The following is a 23,166-nucleotide window of genomic DNA, read 5'->3' as shown; positions in this document are numbered from 1 at the left end:
CATGAAGTTCACCGACGGCTATTGGCGTAAGCGTGCTGGTCTCACGGTTCTTCATCCCGCGCATTTCCAGGATTCCGCGGCGGCCCCCGATTCCCTGACGGTGTGGGCGGCGACGCGCCCGGTCACGCACCGGGGGGACACCCTGAACTCCGGGCTGATCACGATAAAGGTGTCGTCGCCGGCCGCCGACGTGATCCGGGTCGACGTCTCCCATTTCAGCGGGACACGTCCGCTGTACCCGAACTTCTCGGTCGCGTCGTCCCCGGTGCCCGTGATCGTGGATGACCACTCGCTGACGTCCGGGTCGCTGACCGCGCGGTTCAACCCGGGGGAGAAGTGGGGGCTCGACTTCCTCGACGCCGACGGGCGCCGCCTCACCGGCAGCGGCTGGAAGGGCATGGGGATCGTCGACTCGGCCGACGGGTCCTACGTGCACGAGCAGCTCGACCTCGGCGTCGGGCACGTCGTCACCGGCCTCGGCGAGCGCTTCGGCCCGCTGATCAAGAACGGCCAGACGGTCGACATCTGGCAGGAGGACGGCGGGACCAGCAGCGAGCAGGCGTACAAGAACGTCCCGTTCTACCTGACCAACGGCGGGTACGGCGTGCTCGTCGACCACCCCGGCAAGGTCTCCTTCGAGGTGGCCTCCGAGATGGTCACCCGCACCCAGTTCAGCGTCGCCGGGCAGGAGCTCTCCTACCTGGTCATCCACGGCCCGACCCAGGCTGACATCATCCGCAAGTACACCGCGCTGACCGGGCGCCCGGCACTCCCGCCCGCCTGGTCGTTCGGCCTGTGGCTGACCACCTCGTTCACCACCTCCTACGACGAGGAGACGGTCAACAAGTTCATCGGCGGGATGGCCGACCGGGACCTGCCGCTGAGCGTGTTCCACTTCGACACGTTCTGGATGCGCGAGTTCAACTGGTGTGACTTCGAGTGGGACTCCCGGGTGTTCCCCGACCCGCCGGGCATGCTCAAACGGCTCGCCGACCGGGGACTGCACACCTGCCTGTGGATCAACCCGTACATCGCGCAGCGCTCGCCGTTGTTCGCCGAGGCCGCGGCCGCCGGATATCTGGTGAAGCGCGCCAACGGCGACGTCTTCCAATGGGACCTGTGGCAGGCCGGCATGGGCCTGGTCGACTTCACCAACCCCGAAGCCTGCGAATGGTACGCGAGCAAACTGCGTCCCCTGGTGGAGATGGGCGTCGACGCGTTCAAGTCGGACTTCGGCGAACGCGTACCCACCGACGTGGTGTGGCACGACGGATCCGACCCGGAACGGATGCACAACTACTACACGCAGCTCTACAACAAGGTGGTCTTCGACGTTCTGCGGGAACTGCGCGGCGAGGGTGAGGCGGTGCTGTTCGCCCGCTCGGCGACCGTCGGCGGCCAGCAGTTCCCGGTGCACTGGGGCGGCGACAACTCCAGCACCTTCGAGTCGATGGCGGAGAGCCTGCGCGGCGGGCTGTCACTGATGTCGTCCGGTTTCGGATTCTGGAGCCACGACATCGGCGGATTCGAAGGCATGCCCGATCCGGCGGTGTTCAAGCGGTGGATCGCGTTCGGCCTGCTGTCGTCGCACAGCCGGCTGCACGGGTCGTCGTCGTACCGGGTGCCGTGGCTCTTCGACGAGGAGGCCGTGGACGTTCTGCGGACCTTCACGCACCTCAAGTACCGGCTGATGCCGTACCTGTTCGGCGCCGCCCACGTGGCGCACGAGACCGGCGTGCCGGTGATGCGCCCGACGACGTTCGTGTTCCCGGACGACCCGGCGGTGACCCACCTCGACCGGCAGTACATGCTCGGCGACGACCTGCTGGTGGCGCCGGTCTTCACGGCCGGCGGCGAGGTCACGTACTACGTGCCGGCCGGGCGCTGGACCCGTTACCGGACCGGGGAGATCGTCGAAGGCCCCGGCTGGGTGACGGAGACGCACGGCTTCGACAGCGTGCCGCTGCTGGTCCGGCCGGGAGCGGTGATCCCGGTGGGTGCCCGCCGGGACCGCCCCGACTACGACTTCCGCGACGGCGTCACCCTGCGCCTCTTCGCCGACCTCGCCGACAGTACGACCGTGCGGGTGCCGGGCCTGGAGGCCGGAACGGAGAGCGTCTTCACCGTGGTGCGCGACGGCGCGGAGATCCGGGTGACGCGGGCCGGGGACGCGCTGCCGTGGCGGGTCGAGGCCGGTGACACGGTCGTCGAGGTCGCCGCCGACCAGGACACCGCCACCCTGACCCTGCGATAGCGGTTCCCCTCCCGAAGCCAGGCGGCCGTCGTTTCGTTCTCGGAACGGCGGCCGTTCTGCTTTCTGGGCGGGGCGCAGGATGAGGGAGATCTTCGATTTCGGTAATGTCCACTCTGAATGGATAGTTCGGTCGGAGCGCCGTGGTTCATCGGTTCTTCGGGGATCGGCCGGCTGCCAGGATGGCCGCATGACGAAGAGGGTGGCCGCCGAGCCGAACGATCTCGCACTGTTCTTCATCGAGCTGGCCAACGAGGGCGACGTCGACGGGCTGGTCGCGTTGTTCGAGCCGGACGCGGTGCTGGCGTTCCCGCCGGGCACCCTGTCGACCGGCCACGACGAGATCCGCAAGGCCATGGAGCAGTTCGTCGCACTGGGCCTCGTGCTGGTGCCGGGCGTCCAGCAGCCGGCCCTGATCAACGGCGACCTGGCGCTGACCGCGTCCCGCGTGCCGACCGGCCAGCTGACGGTCGAGATCGCCCGCCGCCAGCCGGACGGATCCTGGCTCTGGGCCGTCGACCAGCCGTCCCTTCCGCTGTAACCGGCTCCCGGCGGCAGCCGCACCCACCACCATGGGCGGGTGCGGCTGCCGTCGGCGTGTGGAGGGTCAGGCGGTCGAGGTCGAGGGCTGCGGGTCCTCCGTCGGGGTGGGCTCTGCCGTCGGGCTGGGGTCGTCCGTCGGGGTGGGGTCGGGGGTGACTGACGGGTCGGCCGGAGCCGACGGGGTGGGGAGGCCGGTCGGGACCGAGCCGCTCGGGCGCGGGCCGCCGGGGAAGGACCCGCTCGGCCGGGGGCCGCCGGGGAACGAACCGCTCGGGCGCGGGCCGCCCGGTCCGCCCCCGCCGGGGAAGCCTTGTCCGTCGCCCGCGACCGTGCCGGCGGTCAGCTCCACGATCGGGGTCGCACCCGTCAGGTCGCCGCCGGTGGAGAAGCCGTCGGCGAGTGCGATCGGACCGGGGGCGCCACCGGTGTAGATCATGTAGTGGCTGCCGGTCGTGATCTGCGCAGACGTGAACAGGACGCCCTTGAAGACCTTGGTGGCCACATAGGTGAGCAGCGGGACGCCGTCCTCGCCGACCAGGTGGACCACCGTGCCGGCCGGCTGGTCGGCGGCGAAGCCGTAGATCGCCCAGCCCTGACCGCTGGTGGGCGCCTGGGTGGCGATCACGTTGATGCCGGCGGCGACGGCCGTGCCGCCGGTGAACAGGAGGGGACCGTTCGCGTCGAGGGCACCCTCGCCGCCGCCGATCCGGGCCGAGCCGGTGGACACGACCACACCGCCGGAGATGCTCAGCGTTCCGTTGGAGTCCAGGCCGTCCGTCCCGCCGTCGACGATCACCGTGCCGCCGCTGATCGCGATCAGCGCGTTGGGCGCGGGCTCGAAGTCGCCGACACCCTCCTCCACGGCGTTGACCGCGTCGTCGGTCGCCGAGGCGGCGCGGACGACGCCACCGCTGATCAGGACCTTGAGGCCCTCGATCCCCTCGTACGACCGGGTCACGGTGACCTCGCCGGCGCTGATCCCCACGGTGCCCTCGGCGTGCAGTCCGTCGTCGCCGCTGCCCACGGTGAGACGGCCGCCGTCGACGGTGATCGCGTCGTCGGCATGCACGCCGTCATCGGTGGCGTCGACGGTGACCGTACCCTCGCTGAGCAGTGTCGATCTTTTGCTGTGGAGGCCCTTGCCGGTGGCGGTGACCGCGACGGATCCCCCGTCGATGAGCACGTCGGAGGCGGCGGAGAGGCCGTCGTCGCCGGCGGTGGCGGTCACCGAGCCGCCGGTGACCGCGACGTACCCGGTGGTCGCCTCCTCGCCGTCCGACTTCAGGGCGTCGCCGCCGGCCGTGGTCACGGTGATCGTGCCGCCGTCGACCACCACGTAGTCCCGGCCGCGGATCCCGTCGTCGACGGCGTTCACGGTGATCGTGCCACCCGTGACGACCAGGCCGTCGGTGCTGGTGACGCCGTCGTCCGCGTTGGCGGTGACGGTGAGCGAGCCGGTTCCGCCGATGGTCAGGGCGGCGGCGCTGAACAGGGCGGCGTTCGGTTCGTCCCGTTCGGTGGCGCCGTCGGACAGCGTGTTGGCGGTGCCCGGCGCGAGCACCACCTCGGCCCGCCCGGCCGCCGCGACGACCAGCGGCGCGGTGGTCGAGCTGCTGATCGACACTCCGGCGAGGATCAGCCGGACCGCGCCGTCGCCCGGGCTGTCCACCACCAGTTGACCGTCGGTCAGGGTTCCGCTGATGCGGTAGGTGCCGGGTGACCCGATCGTCACCACCGCGCCGTCCACGGTGACGCCCGGCCCGGCGGCCCGGGCGGTGCGCCCGGTCAGGCGGATGCGGCGCTCGGCGGGGTGCGGGCGGTTCCGGTCGTCCGGTCGTGCGCTCTCGTGGTCGGGCCGGAGGTGGGTGCGGGCCTCGGACGCCGCGGTGCCCGGGGTATGGGCCACGGCCTGGAGCGACGGGGCCGGGGTGGTGGCCGGCGCGGCCGCCATCGCCACCGCCGAGGCGGTCACCAGGGTGACGGCGAACGCCCCGGCCGCCGCGGGCACAGCGCCCCGCGGAATGCTGGATCTCATCGACAGGTCCTCTCCGAATCCGGACGCGGTCGTCCGGAAGGTGTGGGGATATCCTGGGAGCTTAAATTGAAGTACATCGATAGGAAGCTCGACGTTTCCTCAGAGTTCACTGTGGATCGCCGTCCGGAAAGTGATCAGAAACGATCACAGCGGGACTCTGCGGGTTCGGGAGCGGGGGCCGCGGGGCCTCCGGTACGGGAAGAGAGCGCTTCGATTCGTACACATCACAGGGATTTTGACCGTGTTCTTTGAATGTCTTTGATCGTTTCTGATTGATTGAGGCATTGACGTGTCTTATTGCGAGCGGTTTACTCCCGTAACAGGTTCGTCACCGGTGAGGAGTCGCGACGCGGATGAGCAGCGCACTGCGCGGAGGACGTGGGAAGGCGGGATGCGTCGCGATGTCGGCGGCGCTGCTGTGGGGGCTGGTGGGCGTGCCGCCCGCGGCCGCGGCCGACGCCGACGACGTCGTCGAGGTGATCGTGGACGGGACCGACGTCCACAAGGACAACGTCAACGGCCTCACCTACAAGGGGCTCGGCCTGATCAGCGCCAACAGCACCAGCAACCTGCTGATGGACTACAAGGCGGAGCACCCGCAGCGGTACTGGCAGCTCATCGACGTGCTGTTCGGCGGGACACATCCGCTGATCACCCACGTCAAGATGGAGATGGGCTCGGACACCAACAACTCCACCGGCGCGGACGCCGCGACGATGCGGACCGCCGACGAACTCGCCGACGCCTCACGGTCGCCGGGATTCCAGCTCGCCGCCGACGCCAAGACGGTCAACCCGGACCTCAAGGTCTCGATCCTGCGCTGGACCATGCCCTACTGGGTGCAGGCCGCGTGGAGCGCCGGAACCGGCCGGGACGAGATGTACCGGTGGTACAAGGAGACCATCCTCGACGCGTACCAGAAGTACGGCTACATGGTCGACTACGTCAACCCGGACACCAACGAGACCGGCAACCCGGACGTCTCGTTCATCAAGTACTACGTCGACGCGGTGGCGACCGATGACGACTTCGCCGATCCGCGGTACGGCATTCCGGCCGAGAAGCAGGCCGCGGCCGCCACGGCGTACCACGGCATCAAGATCGTCGCGTCCGACGAGAACCAGACCAAGAACATCGGGCCGGCGCTGCTGAACGACCCGGAACTGTTCTCGATGGTCGACGCGGTCGGCTACCACTACAACACCGACGACCGCTACGACGGGGCCGCCGACAGCAACACCTACGAGCCGTACACCAAACTCGCCACCCGGAGTGACAAGGAGGTCTGGTACAGCGAGGGGGTCGGCTCCTTCGGCTTCACCGACTACCGGGTCAACAACAACGAGGGGCCGGACGGCGCGAGCACCGGCATCGGCGGCCTGCAGAGCGCCCTCGACCTGGCCAACCGCAGCGTCAAGGGCTACTACCGGTCCAAACGGACCCACTACATCTTCCAGCCCGCGATCGGCTCCTTCTACGAGGGCGCGCAGTACAGCCACAAGGAACTGCTCAGCGCCCGCGACCCGTGGTCGGGCGCCATCCACTACGACGCGGCGATCTACGTCATGCGCCACTTCACCAGCTTCGCCACGGTCGGCTGGGAGAACGACGACAACACCGCGGGCATCTGGCGCACCGTGCCGGAAGCCAGCTGGAGCGGGGTCACCGGCACCGAGAACATCGACGGATCCAACGGCGCGGCCAGCTACATGACCCTGGCCGACCCGGACCGGCGGGACTTCTCCACGATCGCGGTCAACGACAGCGACCGCACCAAGACGTACCGCATCAAGGCCCAGGAGATGGACCTCGGCGCGGACCCCACGATGGAGGTCTGGGAGACCCGGGCCGCCGGATACCTGCGGCCGGTGGCCGAGCTGCAGCCCGGCGACGACGGCTTCTACACCTTCGCGGTGCAGCCGCGGTCGATCGTCACCTTCACCACCCTGGACCGCAGCGCCGACCCGGAGACCAGCCGGCGGCTGCCCGAGACGGGGGAGCGCACCGTCCTGGACGACGGCGACGTTCTCTACGCCGACGACTTCGGATACGCCGACGAGGGCCCGGTCGAGGTGGGCGTCGGCAACGGCGCCGAGCGGCAGGCCCAGCCGTACCTGGCGTCGCGGGGTCACGAGCCGCGGTACCTCGTCGACCAGACCGGCGCCTGGCAGGTCGGCGCGGACGGCACGCTCTATCAATACCTCGACCAGTCGATGAAGGACACCGCGGCGTGGAACCGCACCACCCCGAACACCCTGGTCGGTGACTTCCGCTGGCAGAACTACCGGGCGAGCGCCGACGTGTCGTTCCCCGACCCGGCGGGCGGCTCAGCCGGTCTCGGCGTCCGCCAGCAGAGCGGGATGACCGCGGACAGCGCCGCCTACCGCATCCGCATCGACCGCTCCGGGACCTGGACCTTCTTCAAGCGCGGCACGACCATCGCCACCGGCACCCGGCCCGCCGCCGGTGCGTACCGGCTGGCGGTCGAGGCGAAGGGCGCGACGGTCACCGCGTTCGTCGACGGCACCGCGGTCCACAGCTGGACCGACCCGGCACCGGAACTGGCCGGGCGGGTCAACCTGTCCAGCGACTTCTACCGCACCGGCTTCGACAACCTCAAGATCGAAAAGATCGACGGCTTCTCGGCGTACGCGTCGACACTCGTCGACGACATGGACAGCGCTCTCGCCTACACCGGCACGTGGAGTCACCGGGCCTCGGCCGGTGACGCGATGGACTGGCACCGGACCACCAGCACCAGCGCTGTGGCCGGCTCCACCGTGACGACCGAATTCCAGGGCACCGGACTGGACCTGATCGGCGGCAACACCGGCGGCGCCACCCTGGACGTCACCGTCGACGGGACGCCACTGGCCCTCGGCGCGACCACCCGGGCCAGTGGTAAACGGCAGGCCACGTACACGCTGCGCGGCCTCGCCGCCGGCCCGCACCGGGCCACGTTCACGCTGCGTACCGGCACCCTGGTGCTCGACGCGGTCACCGCGATCTCCGGTGAGGTGACCGGCGCCGTCGACACCGCGCCGATCCGCAACGCCCTGGCCGCCGTCGGAACCCCCGCCGAAGCCGACTGGTCGGCGCGGACCTGGGCGGTCTTCGCCGCGACCCGGGCACAGGCGGTGGCGGCGCTCTCCGGGCAGCCCGGCCTGGACACGATCGGCGTCAACGAGATCGCGGCACGGCTCATCGCGGCGTACGACGGTCTGCGGCCCTCAAACGTCACCGACACGGTGCGCGACCTGGGACTCGCCGGTGCGGTGCAGAACACCGGCGACCTGCCGGCGAGCGTCACCATCGACGGGCGGGAACGGGCGGTCACCTGGACACCTGCCAGCCGCACCACCGCCCGGCCGCTGTGGACGACGGTCACCGTGGAGGGCTGGACGAACGAGGCGTACGCGGACGGCCGCAAGCAGGCGATCACCGCCCGTTATGAGGTGGTGCCGGCGTCGCTGGTCTACTACATCGACGCCGGGGTGCCCGCCGGGCAGACCTCGCCGCAGTTCGCCGCCGTGCGCGGCATCGTCAACCAGGTGCCGGACCAGATCTCCACCTCCGCCACCACCTGGGGCTACGTCGACGACGGCATCACCGTCAAATCCGGCACCGACGTCACCGACAAGTTCTCCACCGGCACCTGGGCGGGCAGCAACAAGACCATCCGCTACCGGCTGCCGCTGGACGCCGGTACCTATGTGCTGACCGCCGGCTTCGCCGAATGGTGGAGCCAGACCCGGGCCATGTCGCAGACCGTCACCGTCGACGGCACCACGGTGACCGGCACCCCGGTCGCGCTCAGCTCGTCCACCACCCGGGCCACCGGCACCGTCACGTTCACCGTGCCCACCCCGACAGTCGTGACCTACACGGTGGCGAAGACCGGCTCCGCCGACCCGGTGATCAGCTGGCTCGCGGTGGCCCGCACCGGCGACCCCGTCAGCGCCTGGGCGGCAGACGCCGTCTACGTCGCCGGCGACCGGGTCCGGCACTCCTCCCGGGTCTTCGCGGCCCAGTGGTGGACCCGCGGCGAGACACCCGGCGCCTCGGTGACCGGGCCCTGGGCCGAGGTGGGCGCGCCGGTCGTCTGCGGGACCGCAGGCTACACCGCCTGGACGCCGTCGTGGATCTACACCGGTGACGAGGTGGTGGTGCACTCGGGCCGGCGGTGGCAGGCCCGGTGGTGGACGCGCGCCCAGCAGCCGGGCGACCCGTACGGCCCGTGGCAGAACCTCGGCGCCTGCTAGACACCTAATCGCAGTCAGGCTCTGCCTCTGTGGTGATTTCGGGCGCTCAGCGCGCCCGTATTCACCACACCCACAACAGCGTGGTGATTTGGGGCGTCCAGCGCGCCCGTATTCACCACACCGCCACGGGTGTGTTGATTTGGGGCGTCGAGCGCGCCCGTATTCACCACACCACCAGGGGTGTGGTGATTTGGGGCGTCGAGCGCGCCTGTAATCACCACACCGCCACGGGTGTGGTGACTTCGGGCGTCCAGCGCGCCCGAAGTCACCACGCGGACGGGCTTCGCACCCTAGCCACGAAACGGGTCTAGACGCTGCGGAGTGGTGGAGGAGCTGCCCTCCATCACTCCGGTTCGCGGCCGGTCAGCTCGGCGATCCGGTCCAGCAGCCAGGCCGGGGCGGTCGGCTCGGCGGCGATTTCGGCTATCGGAAGGCGTTCCAGAAGGCCGTGCTGGAGGGCGTCATCCTCCGAGTCCCGGCCCAGAAATCGCATCATCACCCCGAGGAAGGCGTGGAGCAGCCGGAAATCGAAGGACAACCGGGCACCGAGCAGCGTATCCAGGACGCTGAGGGCGAGGTCGGCCGTCGCCTCCGGGTCCGTCTGCAGCCGGTCGAGAATGTGGACGCTGTAACTCCGCTGGTCCGCGCCGGTCCACTGGAGGTCGCGGGTGACGACGTCGGTGGCGGCGAGGTAGATCTCCGGCGACGGGTTGGTCCACAACCGCATCAGAAGGTGGGCTGCCGATACGGACCCCACGAAGCTGGTCACGGCGAATCCCAGGTTCGTGTACAGCGGTTCGACGGTGTGCTGGGTCACGTCGGTGGCGGAACTGACGGCGAAGGTGGCCGTTTGGCGCAGGGAGGCGGGACTCAGATTGTTCCGCCGTGACACGAGATCGGCGCGGTCGGCCCGGTCGGGACTGATGTCGAGCGTCCAGAAGACGTCGACCGGTTTGATCCGCGTCGATCGATGAGGCAGGGCGGCGAGCCGTAGGTCGCGCCGTCCGCCGGACCAGATCCGGTCCAACTTGATCGTCTCGGTCAGGCTGATCCAGCCGCTCGGGTGGGAGAGCTGGGAGTGCCACAGGAGAGTGTCGCTGTGCCAGGCGTCGTAGATGTCGCGGTCGGGCCCGTAGAGATCGGAGGCTGCCAGCTCTCCGGTGAGGAAGACGCACAACAGGAGAAGGTTGGCGCTGTAGGCGGCGTATCGGGCGGGCTCGCTCGCGGGGCTGGGCCGGTAGGCGGCGAACCGGTGGGCGGGTGGTGTGTAGGGGACCGCTCGAAACAGGCGGATCAGGATATTGCGTAAATTATCGCGGCCATCTGCCGGAGCCAAGGCGGCGAGGAAGGTCATGATCGGGGTGCGGGCGCTCAACGGCTGGAACGACAGCAGGGCGCGGAGCAGGTCGTCGTCGGCCTCGGCCGCGCCGAAAGACATCGTCGAGGCGGACTCGCGGGCGGCCATGTCGGCCAGGACCTGGCAGGTCAGGCGGGCGACCAGGTATTCGCCGAAGGTGGCGTGCAGGAACTCGTAGGTCTCCAGCCGGGTGTCGTCGTGTGCGGCCCGGGCCCGGTGGATGAAGAAGAACCGGCCGAGTTGGCGTTCGGCGTCCCGCAGCGCCGGGCGCAGGCCGCTGGCCGGGGCGGCACCCGGGTGGCCGAGGAGTGCGGTGAGGTCGTCGTCCAGGCCGGCCTCGGTGACCCATTGCGCGCCCCGGTTGAACATGGCGAAGGCCACCACGGACAGGCGCCGCAGCTCGTTCTCGACGGCGTCCCGGAACTCGCGGCCGGGCAGGCCCGGACGGTGCTTGGCGACCTCGCGCTCGGCGAAGTCGTGAAGCAGCCGTTCGTACAGTTGGTGGGTGTGAAGGCCCTGCTGGAGAGTGCCGCCGCCGCCCGCGTAGAGCGCGAGCATCAGCAGGAGCAGCGGTTGTTCGGCGAGGTCCGGGTGGGCCAGAACGGTCGCCGCGGGGACCGGCGGCGTGCCGGGGTTGGCCGCGTTCCAGATGTCCAGCCAGGCCCGCACCTGGCCGTCGTCGAAGGGTTCCAGGCGTAGTGCGACGGTCTCCTCCGGGGTACGCGCCCGGTCGGCGACCGCCGTGCGGCTGGTGACGATCACCGCCGTCGGCCGGCCCTGCTCGGCCTCGCGGCGCTGGAAGGCGGCCACCTTGACCAGGTAGTCGGTCTGGCTGACACCGGTCGCCTGCAGGAGTTCGTCGAAGCCGTCCAGCAGGATCACCGGCAGGGTGTCGGGTGCCGAGCGGATCAGGGCCGGCCAGTCGACGCGTTCGCCGGTGGCCTTGCGGACCGCGTGTTCGAGACGGTCCTGGAAGTCCTCGGCGGCGGTGACGTCGCGCAGCACCACCCGGACCGGCAGGAAGTCGGCGGCCGGCAGCCGGGCGGCCAGCACCCGGGTCAGCACCGACTTGCCCGAACCGGGCTGGCCCAGGACGAGCAGCGGCGCCCGGACGGCCTGCGGGGACGTCAGGTGCCCGATCAGGAACTCCCGCAGGTCGTCGCGGACCGGGAGCGCGGACCACCAGGACTCCTCGCTGATCCGGGCGGCGGGCGAGACCCCGGCCGCCCGGAAGCGGGGCGGGAGGTAGGCCTCGCACAGGGCGGGCACCACGATCCCCTCCGGGGCGTCCCCGGACTCGACGACCGGCCGTTTCAGCTCGGCCTGGTAGGCCCGGGCCAGGCTTTCGCGGCGTTCGTCCGGCGCCCGGCCGGTGGAGATCGCCCGGAGTGCCTCCTCCAGTTCGGCCAGGGCCGCCCGGGTGGCCCGGTGTTCCCGCTGCCCGGCCCAACACGCGACCTCGGGGAAGTCGGCCGCCAACCGCCGGAACGACTCGTCGTAGCGCCGGCAGGCGTGCTCGGGGACGCGGTCGAAGGCTTCGGAGAGTCGCCGCCTCCCGGTGTCGTCGAGGCTGTCCACGACGGAGAGCCCGTCGACGAACTTCTGCAGGACTCCGCGGAGGATCGCGTAGTGGACGAGCAGACGGCCCCGGAACGCCTCGGGCGCCTCCTGCGGTTGTGGCTGGGGCTGGCCGCTGGTCTGCAGGATCAACACCATCGACCTGCCGGGTTCCAGGGGGCGGCGGCCGGCGAGACCGGCCTGCTCCTCGGCGGTCAGCGCCAGTTCGTCGAGGGTCAGTGGCAGCCGCACGTCGTTCAGGGCCTCGAAGAACGACGTGATCACCAGGACCGTGTGGGCGGCCTCCAGGCGTTCGGTGCGGGAGTGGCGGGACAGGCCGCTGCGGCGTTCGGAGAGGGAACGGACCAGGTCGTGGCTCAGCCGGACCAGTTCGCCCTTGGCGTCGAACCAGCCCAGCACCTCGGAGACCACCGGCGCGGTGCCGAGCATCAGGGCACCGGCGACCCTCTCGATGGCGGTGACGGTCCTGCTGTCCTGGCCGCCCAGGAGACGGACGGCATCCGCGTAACTCAGTGACCGGGGCATAACCTCCATCATGGAGGTCGATGCAAGCGGGTCAGGCGGGGTGGGAGACGGCCTGGAAGACGCGGGCGTGCAGGCCCGGTACGTCGCCGCGCACCCCCTCCAGCAGCCAGTGGCACATCTGCATCGAGACGTCGACGACGGTCTTCACCCGTTCGTAGCGGCGCTCGGTGAACGCCGTCCACAGGTCGTCGTCCACGGTGTGACGGGTGGTCAGCAGTTCGGCCAGGACGGCGGCGTCCTCCAGGGACTGGGCGGCGCCCTGGGCGACCGTCGGCGGGCAGACGTGGGTGGCGTCGCCGATCAGGACGACGCGGCCGCGGTTCCACGGTGGGGGCAGCAGGTGGACCTGGAAGCGGGTGAAGTTCACCGGGGACGACGCGACGATGTCGTCCCACGGGCCGTGGTAGGGCTCGGCCAGGGACCGCACCAGCTCCAGCGCCTCGGCCGGGGGCAGGTCGCCGCGGTTCTGCGGGCGTTCGACCAGGAAACCGTAGAGGGAGTCGTCGCCGGTGGGGCAGAAGCCGGCGATGAAGAGCGGACCGCCGAAGATCAGTTCGGTGCGGGTGACCGAGGGCGGGCGGGGCGCGACGAAACGCCAGATGTCCATGCCGACGTCGGTGGTGGGCAGGTCGATGCCGACCGCGGACCGGGTCGTCGAGTGCAGGCCGTCGGCGCCGACCACCAGGTCGTAGACGCCGGAGGTGCCGTCGGCGAAGTGGGCGGTGACCGCGGTGGCGTCCTGGTCGACGCCGGTCAGGGCGGTGCCGTACCGGATGCGGGCACCGGCTGCCGCCGCCCGCTCGACCAGGATGCGGGCCAGCACCGGGCGGTACGTGCCGAAGGTGGCCGGCAGGTCGGGCCCGCCGGTGCGGTTGTCGGTGACCTCGCCGAGCAGGGCCGCCTGCGGGCCGGGTGCGCGGATGCCGAGGCCGTCGAAGGCGTACCCCCGAGGTTGGAGATCCTCCCAGACGCCCAGGGTGCGCAGGACGCGCAGCGCGTTGCCCTGCAGGGTTATCCCGGAGCCCACGGCGCCGACCGTGGGGCGGGAGTCGATCAGATCGACGGTGACGCCGGCCGAGGCCAGCAGGATCGCGGTGGCACAGCCGGCCGCACCGGCACCGACCACCAGAACCGATTCGACGGCGGGCACGCGGCCGATCATATCGACAAGTGTCCCTGATCGGGAGGCCCGGAACGGCATACGGGACCCGGCGGTGGGTAACGTCCCGGGCGGGTGGGCCGAAAGACCCGGGACCGATGTCTTTGGCCCCCTGCGGCCGTGCTTCCGCAAGCCTAGATTCGACCTTGAAAGAACGCGAAGAGCACGTCAGGACGCGAACACGCTTCTCCCGAGAGGAATGACCGTGACCGCCGTTTCGGAAAACCGGGCCGCCACGCTCGACCAGGACGCACTCGTGCGGAAGCTCGCCGCTCCCGACGAGTCCGAGGTCGCCGGCCTCGACGCCTGGTGGCGGGCGAACAACTATCTCACCGTCGGCCAGATCTATCTGCAGGGCAACCCCCTGCTGCGGGAGCCGCTGACCTCCGAGCACATCAAGCCGCGTCTGCTCGGCCACTGGGGCACCAGCCCGGGCCTGAGCTTCGTGTACGCCCACGTCTCCCGCCTGATCAAGACCACCGGCCAGCAGGCGATCTACCTGGCCGGTCCCGGTCACGGCGGTCCCGCGCTGGTGGCCGCCGGATACCTCGAGGGCACCTACTCGGAGGTCTACCCGAAGGTCAGCCTGGACGAGGACGGCCTGCTCACGCTCTTCCGCCAGTTCTCCAGCCCGGGCGGCATCCCCAGCCACGTCTCGGTGACCACCCCGGGCAGCATCCACGAGGGCGGCGAACTCGGGTACGTCCTGGTGCACGCGTTCGGCGCGGTGATGGACAACCCGGACCTGCTGGCCATCGCGGTGGTCGGCGACGGCGAGGCGGAGACCGGCCCCCTCGAGGGTTCCTGGAAGGGCGTCTCCTTCATCAACCCGGAGCACGACGGCGCGGTGCTGCCGATCCTGCACCTCAACGGCGCGAAGATCGCCGGACCGACGGTGCTGGCCCGCAAGGACCCGGCCGAGGTGCGCAAGCTGCTCGAGGGCCACGGCTACGACGTCATCGAGATCGAGGGCTCCGACCTGCCCGGCATGCACCACCGGTTCGCGCAGGTGCTCGCCGAGGCCTGGGGCAAGATCCGGGCGATCCAGACGGCCGCCCGCAACGGCACCTGGGACGGGCAGCGCCCGCACTGGCCACTGATCATCATGCGTACGCCGAAGGGCTGGACCGGCCCGGAGAAGATCGACGGGATCACGGTGACCGGCACGTGGCGCTCGCACCAGGTGCCGCTCTCCGGTGTCAAGGGCAACGACGAGCACCTGCGCGATCTGGAGACCTGGCTGCGGTCGTACCGTCCGGAGGAGCTCTTCGACGCGACCGGCTCACCGACCGACGTGGTGCGCTCGATCAACCCGGACGGCGACCTGCGGATGAGCGCCACCCCGCACGCCAACGGCGGACTGCTCACCCGGGATCTCGACATGCCCGACTTCCGGGATTACGCGATCGACGTGCAGCGGCCGGCCCAGGGGCGTGCCGAGTCGACGCGCAAGCTCGGCGAGATGATGCGCGACATCTACCAGCGTAACGACGACCGGTTCCGGCTGTTCTGCCCGGACGAGACCAACAGCAACCGGCTCGGCGCGGTCTTCGACGTCTCCGACCGCGGCTTCATGGAGTCGGTCACCGGCGACGACGTCAAGATCAGCCGCCACGGCCGGGTGATGGAGGTGCTGTCCGAGCACAACTGCCACGGCTGGCTGGAGGGGTACAACCTCACCGGGCGGCACGGCATGTTCGCCACCTACGAGGCGTTCGCGATGGTCAGCGCGTCGCAGACGATCCAGCACGGCAAGTGGCTGCAGGAGGCGAGCCACCTGCCGTGGCGGGCCAAGGTGCCGAGCCTGAACATCCTGCTCACCTCGACGGCCTGGCGCAACGACCACAACGGCTTCTCGCACCAGGGCCCCGGCCTGATCCAGAACGTGCTGACCCAGCGCGGCGACGTGGCCCGGGTGTACCTGCCGCCGGACGCGAACACCCTGCTCTCGGTCGCCGACCACTGCTTCCGGTCGCGGTCGTACATCAACCTGATCGTCATCGACAAGCAGCCGCAGCTGCAGTGGCTGACGATGGACCAGGCGATCGAGCACTGCACCAAGGGCGCCGGGATCTGGGAATGGGCCGGCACCGACGACGGCTCCAGCGACCCGGACATCGTGCTGGCCTGCGCCGGTGACGTGGTGACCATGGAGACGGTGGCGGCGGCGCAGATCCTCAAGGAGAAGCTGCCGCAGCTCAAGGTCCGGGTGGTCAACGTGGTCGACCTGATGACCCTGCCCCGGCCGAAGGACCACCCGCACGGCATGAGCGAGACCATGTTCCGGGAGCTGTTCACCGACCACGTGGACGTCGTCTTCTCCTTCCACGGCTACCCGGGCGCCATCCACCAGCTGGTGCACGGCCGGCCGGACGCCGACCGGTTCCGGGTGCGCGGGTTCATCGAGCAGGGCACCACGACGACCCCGTTCGACATGACGGTCCGCAACCGGGCGTCGCGTTACCACCTGGTGATGGACGCGATCAACAACGCGGGTCGGCTGCCGAGCGGCGCGTCGGACGTCAAGGCGTGGTGCGAGAAGCAGCTCGAGCGTCACGAGCGGTACGTCGTCGAGCACCTCGAGGACATGCCGGAGGTCCGCGACTGGTCCCTGGGGGACTGGGCGGAGAACTGATCATCATCGACGGCGAGCCCGGCCCTTCTCAAGGGGCCGGGCTCGTGCCATTTCCCACTACGTGTCACGGTCTGTCGACTCTGTGTTCGCATCTGCGTGATCTCCGTGCTGAACGAACGCTTACGAACAGGTGAGCCGAAGATTCCGTGGTCGAGACATTCTTCACCCTTTCAATCGACGGTTCTAGAAGAGAGGGTGGGGTAGGCACCACATACCCGTCGCTCGACGATGAGGAAGGGGACCCCCATGACCGACACCCTGAACCCCTGGCCGACGACCCGGCAGGGCACCAAGGACCACCCCGTCCCGACCCTGCAATACCTGCTGCTCGCGCACGGCCACACGGTCACCGTCGACGGAGTCTTCGGACCGCAGACCGGCGAGGCCGTCCGCGCCTACCAGCGGACCCGGGGACTCACCGACGACGGCGTCGTCGGCCCGGACACCTGGCACGCCCTGCTCGTCGAGGTCGCCCCGGGATCGCGCGGCAACGCGGTCCGCGGCGTCCAGCACCGGGCCGGCGTCACGGTCGAACCCGACGGGGAGTACGGCCCGCGTACCCAGGACGCGGTCCGTGAGGTGCAGGCGGCGGTCCTGGCGAGCGGCACCCCGATCGCCGTCGACGGCGTGATCGGGCCCAAGACGTGGCAGGCCCTGATCGGCGGCGTCAGCGCCCCGCTCAGCCGCGCCGCATAGCGGGGTCGAAGCCGAACGGCAGCTCCAGGCGGTGCTCGGCCATCAACTCACGGTCGGCCAGCAGCGCCTGCGTGCCGCCGTCGGCGACGATCCGGCCGGCGTCCAGGATCACCGAGCGGGGGCAGAGCTCCAGGGCGTACGGCAGGTCGTGGGTCACCATCAGCACGGTCACCGGCAACGACTCGATGATCTCGGCCAGTTCGCGGCGGCTGGCCGGGTCGAGGTTGGACGACGGCTCGTCGAGGACCAGGATCTCCGGGCGCATCGCCAGCACGGTCGCGACCGCCACCCGGCGCCGCTGCCCGAACGAGAGGTGGTGCGGCACCTGGTCACGGTGCCCGGTCATGCCGACGGCGGCCAGCGCCTCGTCCACCCGGGCGGTGAGCTCGGCACCGCGTACCCCCAGATTGGCCGGGCCGAAAGCGACGTCCTCCGCGACCGAAGGCATGAAGAGCTGGTCGTCGGGGTCCTGGAAGACGACGCCGACCCGGCGCCGGATCTCGGTGATCGCCGCCCGGTCGCCCGGGGCGACCGGCATCCCGGAGATCTCCACCCGCCCGCCGCCGCCGTGCAGGATGCCGTTGAGATGCAGCACCAGCGTGGTCTTGCCGGCCCCGTTCGGCCCGAGCAGGGCCACCCGCTCGCCCGGCGCGACGCTCAGATCGACGCCGCGCAGCGCCTCGCGCCCGTCGGGATAGGCGAAACGCAGTCCGGTGATGCTCAGGGCCGGGGTCATGCCGATGATGCTAGAGGCGGAGCCGGTCACACCCGCAACGGGTGTGAACGAGGAGGAGTCACATGCCCCTGGCGAGGACCACGGCCAGGATCGCGGCGGTGGCGACCGGGAGCGTGGCCGACAACGCCCATTCCCGGGCGGGCGCCCGGGAGTCGGAGACGGCCGGGAGACGACCGGTGTAGCCGCGCGACAGCATCGCCAGGTAGACCCGCTCACCACGCTCGTAGGAGCGCAGGAACAGCGACCCGACGCCGACCGCGAACGCCTTGGCCTGCCAGAGGAACCGCGGATCGTACGCCCGGGAGAGCCGGGCGATCCGCATCCGCCGCGCGTCGTCGGCGAGCACGTCGATGTAGCGCAGCATGAACGTCATGATCTGGGTGAACACCACCGGGCAGCGCAGCCGGTCCAGCCCGAGGATCAGGTCCCGCATCGTGGTGGTCGCGGCGAGCAGCAGCGACGCCAGCACCCCCAGCGTGCCCTTGGCGAAGATGTTCCATGCGCCGTGCAGGCCGTCGACCGACAGCGAGAAGCCCAGCCAGTCGACCCGCTCGCCGCGCCCGGCGAACGGCAGCGCCACCGCCAGAACCACGAACGGCAGCTCGATGGTGGCCCGTTTCGCCAGCCAGCCGGCCGGCACCCGGGCGATCACCGCGACGACGGCGAGCAACAGGAGGTAGCCGCCGAACGCGGCGAACGCGGTGCGTGGCGTGCTCACCACCAGCACGGTGAAGAGCAGCATCGCCACGATCTTCACCTCGGGGGAGAGCCGGTGGATCGGGCTCTCCCGGTCGAGGTGCAGGCTCATGCCGTCAGCTTAGTAGCACGTCCGCCACGTCCCTGCGGGCGGACGGGTGACCCGGATAGCCGTAGCCCACCCGGAACGCGATCTGCGGGAACCCGCTGCGGCCCAGCGACCGCCGCAACTGGTCGCGGGCGGCCGGCACCTCGATCGGCTGGGAGATCAGCGAACCGGTCAGCCCGGCGTCGGTCGCGGCCAGCAGGACCCGCTGCAGCGCCTGACCGGCCATCACCTGGTCCAGCCGGCGGTCCCCGGCGGTGCCCAGGATGCCGACCAGCGGCTCCGGCTCGTAGTCGCGTCCCGGCGACCGGTGCCGCTGCGCGAACGACCGTTGCGGGATCAGGTCCTGGTGCTCGGCGACCGGCGCGCCGGCGGCCACCGGGATGCCGTCCTCGGCCGTGTCGGCGCCGGTCCAGGTGATCAGCTCGGACTGGTAGCGCACGTCGCGGCGCAGCACCCGGTCGGCGCTGTGCGCGATCTCCGAGAAGCCGGTCAGTGCGGTCATCCCGACCAGCAGATCGAGCCAGCCGCCCTCGGCCTGCACCGCCTCGATCAGGCGGACCCGGACGTCGGCGGGCACCGGGTCCGGCCAGAACGGCTCCCGGTTGCTGTGCCGGCGTTCGATCGCGGCGTGCAGGTCACGTTCGATGTAGGTGGGCGGGCGCTGCCGTCCCGGGGTCAGCCGGGCGATCACCTCGGGTTCGTGGCCGTCGGGCAGCAGGCGCACCTCGGCCGGGGTGCCGGCCCAGGCCAGCGCCAGCCGGGCGTTGAACGTGGCCGCGCCGCAGGCCAGGCGCATCGCCCAGCCGCCGTTGTCGGCGACGGCCAGGTGCCGGCCCGGATCCGCGAGGACCTCGATGGCGCCGTCGCGGAGCCGGAACATCCACGGCTGGCTGTTGTACATGGACGGGGCATGGATCCCGGCCGCGGCGGCGCGCCGCAGGTCGGACTCGTCGTAGCGCGTCACGGCTGATTCTCCTTCACGGTGTACCTCCACCGTGCCGTGCCGGTGCCCGGTCCGTTAAGGGCCGAAAGTCCTCCTCAACCGGACAGCGGAACCCGCCAGGTGACCATGGCCCCCGTGCCGTCCGGCCGGGTGGCGATCTCGAAGGCCCCACCGAGGTCGTGGGCGCGCTCACCCATGTTGACCATGCCGCCGCGGGCCAGCGCCGGGTCGATGCCCACGCCGTCGTCCTCGACCTGCAGGATCAGTTCGCCGCCGGCGGCACGCACCGAGACGCGGACGGCGGTCGCGTTCGCGTGCCGGGACACGTTCGCCAGGGCCTCGCGCAGCACCGCCATCAGCTCCGGCACGATGTCGTCCGGCACCGCGCTCTCCACCGGCCCGGACGTCTCCAGCACCGGCCGGAAGCCCAGCGTGTCGAAGGCGGCGTCGACCGTGTCGCGCAGCTCGGTGCGCAGCGTGGCGCCGACCGGGGCGCGCAGCTCGAAGATCGACCGGCGGATGTCGCGGATGGTGGCGTCCAGGTCGTCGACCGCCGCGTTGACCCGCCGCAGCACCTCCGGCTTGGCCCCGGACGCCTGCGCGGCCGCGCCCTGCAGCTGCATGCCGGTGGCGAACAGCCGCTGGATGACCACGTCGTGCAGGTCGCGGGCGATGCGCTCGCGGTCCTCCAGGACGGCCAGCAGCTCCCGCTGCTCCTGGGCGCGGGCCCGTTCCAGGGCCAGCGCGGCCTGCCCGGCGAACGTGGAGAGCAGCACCGCGTCGTCGGACGTGAGGACCGCCCGGTGCACGGCCTGACTGACGATCAGCACGCCCTGCGGCATGTCCGCGCCGGCCAGCGGGGCGGCCAGCGCGGCGCTCCCCGGCACCGGACCGGGCCACTCGGCGACCTCACGCAGGTTGTCCAGCATCAGGTAGCGCTCGGTGCCGAAGGTCTGCGCGCCGAGGCCGTCGACCGGCAGCACCCGGCCGGTCATGCCCTTGCAGTCGGCGTCGGCGCTCTCCACCACCTCGATGGTGTAGCGGTCGTTCTCCTCGTCGTAGAGCAGCACCATGACCAGCTCGGCGTCGGCGACCTCGCGGGCCCGGCGGGCGATCAGCCGCAGCGCCTCGGTCCGGCGGACGGTCCCGAGCAGCACCCCGGTGATCTCGCCGGCCGCCTCCAGCCAGCGCTGCCGGCGCTGGGCCACCTCGTAGAGCCGGGCGTTGTCGATGGCGACGCCCGCCGCGGCAGCCAGCGCCACCACGATCTCCTCGTCATCCTCGGTGAACTCGGCGGCCCCGATCTTCTCGGCCAGGTAGAGGTTGCCGAAGATCTGGTCGCGGGTGCGGACCGGGACGCCGAGGAAGCTGTGCATCGGCGGGTGGTGCGCCGGGAAGCCGTACGAGTCCGGATGCTGGGTGATGTCCGGCAGCCGGACCGGCCGCGGCTCGGTGATCAGCAGGCCCAGCACACCCCGGCCGTGCGGAAGGTCACCGATCTTGGCGTGGGTCGCCGGATCGATGCCGTGCGTCACGAAATCGGACAGGCTCGGACCGTCCGGCGACAGCACGCCCAACGCCCCGTACCTCGCGTCGGCGAGCGCGCACGCCGCCTCCACGATCCGCTGCAGCGTGCTGTTGAGATCCAGGTCGGTGCCGATGCCGACCACGGCGTCCAGCAGCGCCCGCAGCCGTTCCCGGCTGGACACGATGGCGCCCACCCGGTTCTGCATCTCCTGCAACAGCTCGTCCAGGCGGATGCGGGACAGGGGGCTCAGGCCGAGGGTGGGCGGAGATCCGTCTGACACGTGTCCGAGGCTAGCCGGTCGGGAGATCCGGGTCGCCGGGACCTTGTGCCCTAGGTGTGGGGCCGGGCGGGCGGTATGAATAAGACATGATCCGAGTCTTTCTCCTCGACGACCACGAGGTCGTCCGCCGCGGCCTCGTCGATCTGCTCCAGGCGGGCGGCGACATCGAGGTCGTGGGCGAGTCGGGTTCCGCCCGGGAGGCGGCCCGGCGTATCCCCGCACTGCGCCCCGACGTCGCGGTCCTCGACGCCCGCCTGCCCGACGGCAACGGCATCGACGTCTGCCGCGACGTGCGCGCCGTCGACTCGTCGATCAACGGCCTCATCCTGACGTCCTACGAGGACGACGAGGCCCTGTTCGCCGCGATCATGGCGGGCGCGTCCGGTTACGTCCTCAAGCAGATCCGCGGCACCGACCTGGTCGACGCGGTCCGCCGGGTCGCCGCCGGCCAGTCCCTGCTCGACCCGGCGGTCACCCAGCGTGTCCTCGAACGCATCCGTAACGGCGTCGAGCAGCCCCGCGAGCTGGCGTCGCTGACCGATCAGGAACGCCGCATCCTGGAACTGGTCGCCGAGGGCCTGACCAACCGGGAGATCGCCGGCCGGATGTTCCTGGCCGAGAAGACGGTCAAGAACTACGTCTCCAGCCTGCTGGCCAAGCTCGGCCTGGAGCGTCGCACGCAGGCCGCGGTGCTGGCCACCAAGTTGCTCGGCGACCACCCCTCACATCACTAGATCTCTCTTTCGGCACGGCCTGGGCGATTCGGTCCAGGCCGTTCTTCATTTTTTCGTACGCGTGACGGGGAGTCCCGTACCCCCCAACGCGATCTTCCCGTGCCTGGTCACCGCCCTGCCGCGCCTTGCGCCCCGAGCCGTTCCCCGGTTACATTGCAGTCGTATTGCAAAGGGTTCGGGGGAAGTCACGATGATGAGCAGAATGGCCGCGGTCGAAGCCATGATGTGGCGCAGCCTGTTCCAATGGCTCCGGCGCGCCCCACTCGACCTGGCCCCCGGCGAACAGGCCTTCACCCACCACCGCATCGTCAACCCGATCCTCGGCGCCTTCATCGGCATGTCGATCGTCGAGATTCCGATCCTCGACGTGATCGTCAGCCACGTGATCCCATGGCCACCGGCCCGCTGGATCACCCTGGCGCTGAGCCTCTGGGGCCTGCTGTGGATGCTGGGCCTACTGGCCGCGATGCGCCGCACCCCCCACGTGGTGGGCCCGGCCGGCATCCGGGCGCGCACCGCCCTGGGCGTCGACATCACCGTGCCGTGGGAGCAGATCACCACGGTGACACGCAGTGTGCGCCCGCTGCCGTCGTCGAAGAGCATCCAGGTCGAGGACGGCGCCCTGCACCTCGTCGCCGGCAGCGAGACGAACGTCGACATCCACCTGCGGTCGCCGGTCGCGTTGCCGCTCCCGGCCGGCGCCGGCCCGCCGGTCACCCAGCTGCGCCTGCATGCGGACGACGAGAAGGCGTTCGTGGCGGCCGCCCATATGCGGCTGACTTCGATGGCCCTCTGAGTTCACGGCGGGCTAGACACGTTTCGCGGTCAAGGTCTGCGTGGTGATTTCGGGCGCGCTGGACGCCCGTAATCACCACACCCGTGGCGGTGTGGTGATTACGGGCGTGCTGGGCGCCTGAAATCACCACGCTCGGGTGGGTGTGGTGATTACGGGCGTGGTGGGCGGCTGAAGTCGCCATGTGGACCTGACGACGAAACGTGTCTAGTGTCCTGCGTCTGAAGTTCGCCGATTATTCGGGTGTAGCGTCGAGTGATGTCGCGTGCTGGCCGTCCGATGGTGCCGCTGGTGTTGACCGAGCGG

The 23,166-nt window shown here is 70.5% G+C and carries 14 protein-coding genes; 7 read left to right on the top strand and 7 right to left on the bottom strand.

Annotated features, from left to right (window positions below):
* The first annotated feature begins 1 nt into the window (after nucleotide 1).
* Together yicI and WH85_RS34180 are read left to right on the top strand one after the other, a co-directional pair.
* On the top strand, nucleotides 2-2,254 hold the full coding sequence (gene yicI / locus WH85_RS34185) for an alpha-xylosidase (RefSeq protein WP_045746226.1): 2,253 nt from the start codon (nucleotides 2-4) through the stop codon (nucleotides 2,252-2,254).
* A 187-nt stretch (nucleotides 2,255-2,441) separates the two neighbouring features.
* Complete coding sequence (locus tag WH85_RS34180; protein WP_211275534.1) at nucleotides 2,442-2,792, top strand: YybH family protein; 351 nt, start codon at nucleotides 2,442-2,444, stop codon at nucleotides 2,790-2,792.
* Between the two features lie 66 nt (nucleotides 2,793-2,858).
* Here the strand turns inward: WH85_RS34180 and WH85_RS34175 are convergent, their stop codons facing one another.
* Entirely contained in the window at nucleotides 2,859-4,829 is a 1,971-nt protein-coding gene (locus WH85_RS34175) for a carbohydrate-binding domain-containing protein (protein ID WP_157411387.1), read from the bottom strand.
* A gap of 353 nt (nucleotides 4,830-5,182) precedes the next feature.
* Here WH85_RS34175 and WH85_RS34170 point away from each other — a divergent pair, with 353 nt between their 5' ends.
* On the top strand, nucleotides 5,183-9,091 hold the full coding sequence (locus WH85_RS34170) for a carbohydrate-binding protein (RefSeq protein ID WP_083449459.1): 3,909 nt from the start codon (nucleotides 5,183-5,185) through the stop codon (nucleotides 9,089-9,091).
* A 343-nt stretch (nucleotides 9,092-9,434) separates the two neighbouring features.
* Here the strand turns inward: WH85_RS34170 and WH85_RS34165 are convergent, their stop codons facing one another.
* Both WH85_RS34165 and WH85_RS34160 read right to left on the bottom strand, forming a co-directional pair.
* Nucleotides 9,435-12,551: an NACHT domain-containing protein gene (locus WH85_RS34165; RefSeq protein WP_052721000.1), complete on the bottom strand. Its 3,117-nt coding sequence runs from the start codon at nucleotides 12,549-12,551 to the stop codon at nucleotides 9,435-9,437.
* A gap of 31 nt (nucleotides 12,552-12,582) precedes the next feature.
* Entirely contained in the window at nucleotides 12,583-13,701 is a 1,119-nt protein-coding gene (locus tag WH85_RS34160; RefSeq protein ID WP_045746245.1) for an FAD-dependent monooxygenase, read from the bottom strand.
* A gap of 208 nt (nucleotides 13,702-13,909) precedes the next feature.
* Here WH85_RS34160 and WH85_RS34155 point away from each other — a divergent pair, with 208 nt between their 5' ends.
* Together WH85_RS34155 and WH85_RS34150 are read left to right on the top strand one after the other, a co-directional pair.
* Nucleotides 13,910-16,345 carry a phosphoketolase family protein gene (locus WH85_RS34155; RefSeq protein ID WP_045746225.1) on the top strand — a complete coding sequence of 812 codons (2,436 nt, stop codon included), beginning with the start codon at nucleotides 13,910-13,912 and terminating at the stop codon, nucleotides 16,343-16,345.
* Nucleotides 16,346-16,591: 246 nt separating this feature from the next.
* Nucleotides 16,592-17,041, top strand: a complete 450-nt coding sequence (locus WH85_RS34150) for a peptidoglycan-binding domain-containing protein (RefSeq protein WP_045746224.1) — start codon at nucleotides 16,592-16,594, stop codon at nucleotides 17,039-17,041.
* On the opposite strand, the gene WH85_RS34145 is transcribed toward WH85_RS34150, so the two are convergent.
* The 4 genes from WH85_RS34145 to WH85_RS34130 all read right to left on the bottom strand — a co-directional run bounded on the left by WH85_RS34145 (nucleotide 17,025) and on the right by WH85_RS34130 (nucleotide 21,258).
* Nucleotides 17,025-17,777, bottom strand: coding sequence for an energy-coupling factor ABC transporter ATP-binding protein (locus WH85_RS34145; RefSeq protein ID WP_045746223.1), 753 nt, complete (start codon nucleotides 17,775-17,777; stop codon nucleotides 17,025-17,027). The two genes, WH85_RS34150 and WH85_RS34145, sit on opposite strands and share 17 nt — an antisense overlap.
* A gap of 58 nt (nucleotides 17,778-17,835) precedes the next feature.
* Nucleotides 17,836-18,585, bottom strand: coding sequence for a cobalt ECF transporter T component CbiQ (cbiQ, locus tag WH85_RS34140; RefSeq protein ID WP_045746222.1), 750 nt, complete (start codon nucleotides 18,583-18,585; stop codon nucleotides 17,836-17,838).
* A gap of 4 nt (nucleotides 18,586-18,589) precedes the next feature.
* Nucleotides 18,590-19,546 (bottom strand): Acg family FMN-binding oxidoreductase, encoded by a 957-nt coding sequence (locus WH85_RS34135; RefSeq protein ID WP_045746221.1) that lies wholly within the window; start codon nucleotides 19,544-19,546, stop codon nucleotides 18,590-18,592.
* A 74-nt stretch (nucleotides 19,547-19,620) separates the two neighbouring features.
* The gene (locus tag WH85_RS34130) at nucleotides 19,621-21,258 is read right to left on the bottom strand and encodes a GAF domain-containing sensor histidine kinase (protein WP_083449466.1); all 1,638 of its coding nucleotides are present in this window, start codon (nucleotides 21,256-21,258) and stop codon (nucleotides 19,621-19,623) included.
* A 161-nt stretch (nucleotides 21,259-21,419) separates the two neighbouring features.
* On the opposite strand from WH85_RS34130, the gene WH85_RS34125 reads away from it, so the two are divergent.
* Nucleotides 21,420-22,067 (top strand): response regulator, encoded by a 648-nt coding sequence (locus tag WH85_RS34125; RefSeq protein WP_045746243.1) that lies wholly within the window; start codon nucleotides 21,420-21,422, stop codon nucleotides 22,065-22,067.
* A 202-nt stretch (nucleotides 22,068-22,269) separates the two neighbouring features.
* Nucleotides 22,270-22,863: a hypothetical protein gene (locus WH85_RS34120; RefSeq protein ID WP_052720999.1), complete on the top strand. Its 594-nt coding sequence runs from the start codon at nucleotides 22,270-22,272 to the stop codon at nucleotides 22,861-22,863.
* Nucleotides 22,864-23,166: the final 303 nt, after the last annotated feature.

The sequence above is a fragment of the Actinoplanes rectilineatus genome, from assembly GCF_000962825.1.
Classification (GTDB): domain Bacteria; phylum Actinomycetota; class Actinomycetes; order Mycobacteriales; family Micromonosporaceae; genus Actinoplanes; species Actinoplanes rectilineatus.
The sequence above is the reverse complement of the archived record's forward strand: the minus strand, read 5'-3'. Positions and strand labels throughout refer to the sequence as shown.

Coding starts and splice junctions, on each gene's coding strand:
- WH85_RS34150 (WP_045746224.1), top strand. CDS start 16,592: ATGACCGACACCCTGAACCCCTGGCCGACGACCCGGCAGGGCACCAAG.
- WH85_RS34165 (WP_052721000.1), bottom strand. CDS start 12,551: ATGCCCCGGTCACTGAGTTACGCGGATGCCGTCCGTCTCCTGGGCGGC.
- WH85_RS34155 (WP_045746225.1), top strand. CDS start 13,910: ATGACCGTGACCGCCGTTTCGGAAAACCGGGCCGCCACGCTCGACCAG.
- WH85_RS34180 (WP_211275534.1), top strand. CDS start 2,442: ATGACGAAGAGGGTGGCCGCCGAGCCGAACGATCTCGCACTGTTCTTC.
- WH85_RS34175 (WP_157411387.1), bottom strand. CDS start 4,829: ATGAGATCCAGCATTCCGCGGGGCGCTGTGCCCGCGGCGGCCGGGGCG.
- WH85_RS34130 (WP_083449466.1), bottom strand. CDS start 21,258: ATGCAGAACCGGGTGGGCGCCATCGTGTCCAGCCGGGAACGGCTGCGG.
- WH85_RS34145 (WP_045746223.1), bottom strand. CDS start 17,777: ATGACCCCGGCCCTGAGCATCACCGGACTGCGTTTCGCCTATCCCGAC.
- WH85_RS34125 (WP_045746243.1), top strand. CDS start 21,420: ATGATCCGAGTCTTTCTCCTCGACGACCACGAGGTCGTCCGCCGCGGC.
- yicI (WP_045746226.1), top strand. CDS start 2: ATGAAGTTCACCGACGGCTATTGGCGTAAGCGTGCTGGTCTCACGGTT.
- WH85_RS34170 (WP_083449459.1), top strand. CDS start 5,183: ATGAGCAGCGCACTGCGCGGAGGACGTGGGAAGGCGGGATGCGTCGCG.
- cbiQ (WP_045746222.1), bottom strand. CDS start 18,585: ATGAGCCTGCACCTCGACCGGGAGAGCCCGATCCACCGGCTCTCCCCC.
- WH85_RS34120 (WP_052720999.1), top strand. CDS start 22,270: ATGGCCGCGGTCGAAGCCATGATGTGGCGCAGCCTGTTCCAATGGCTC.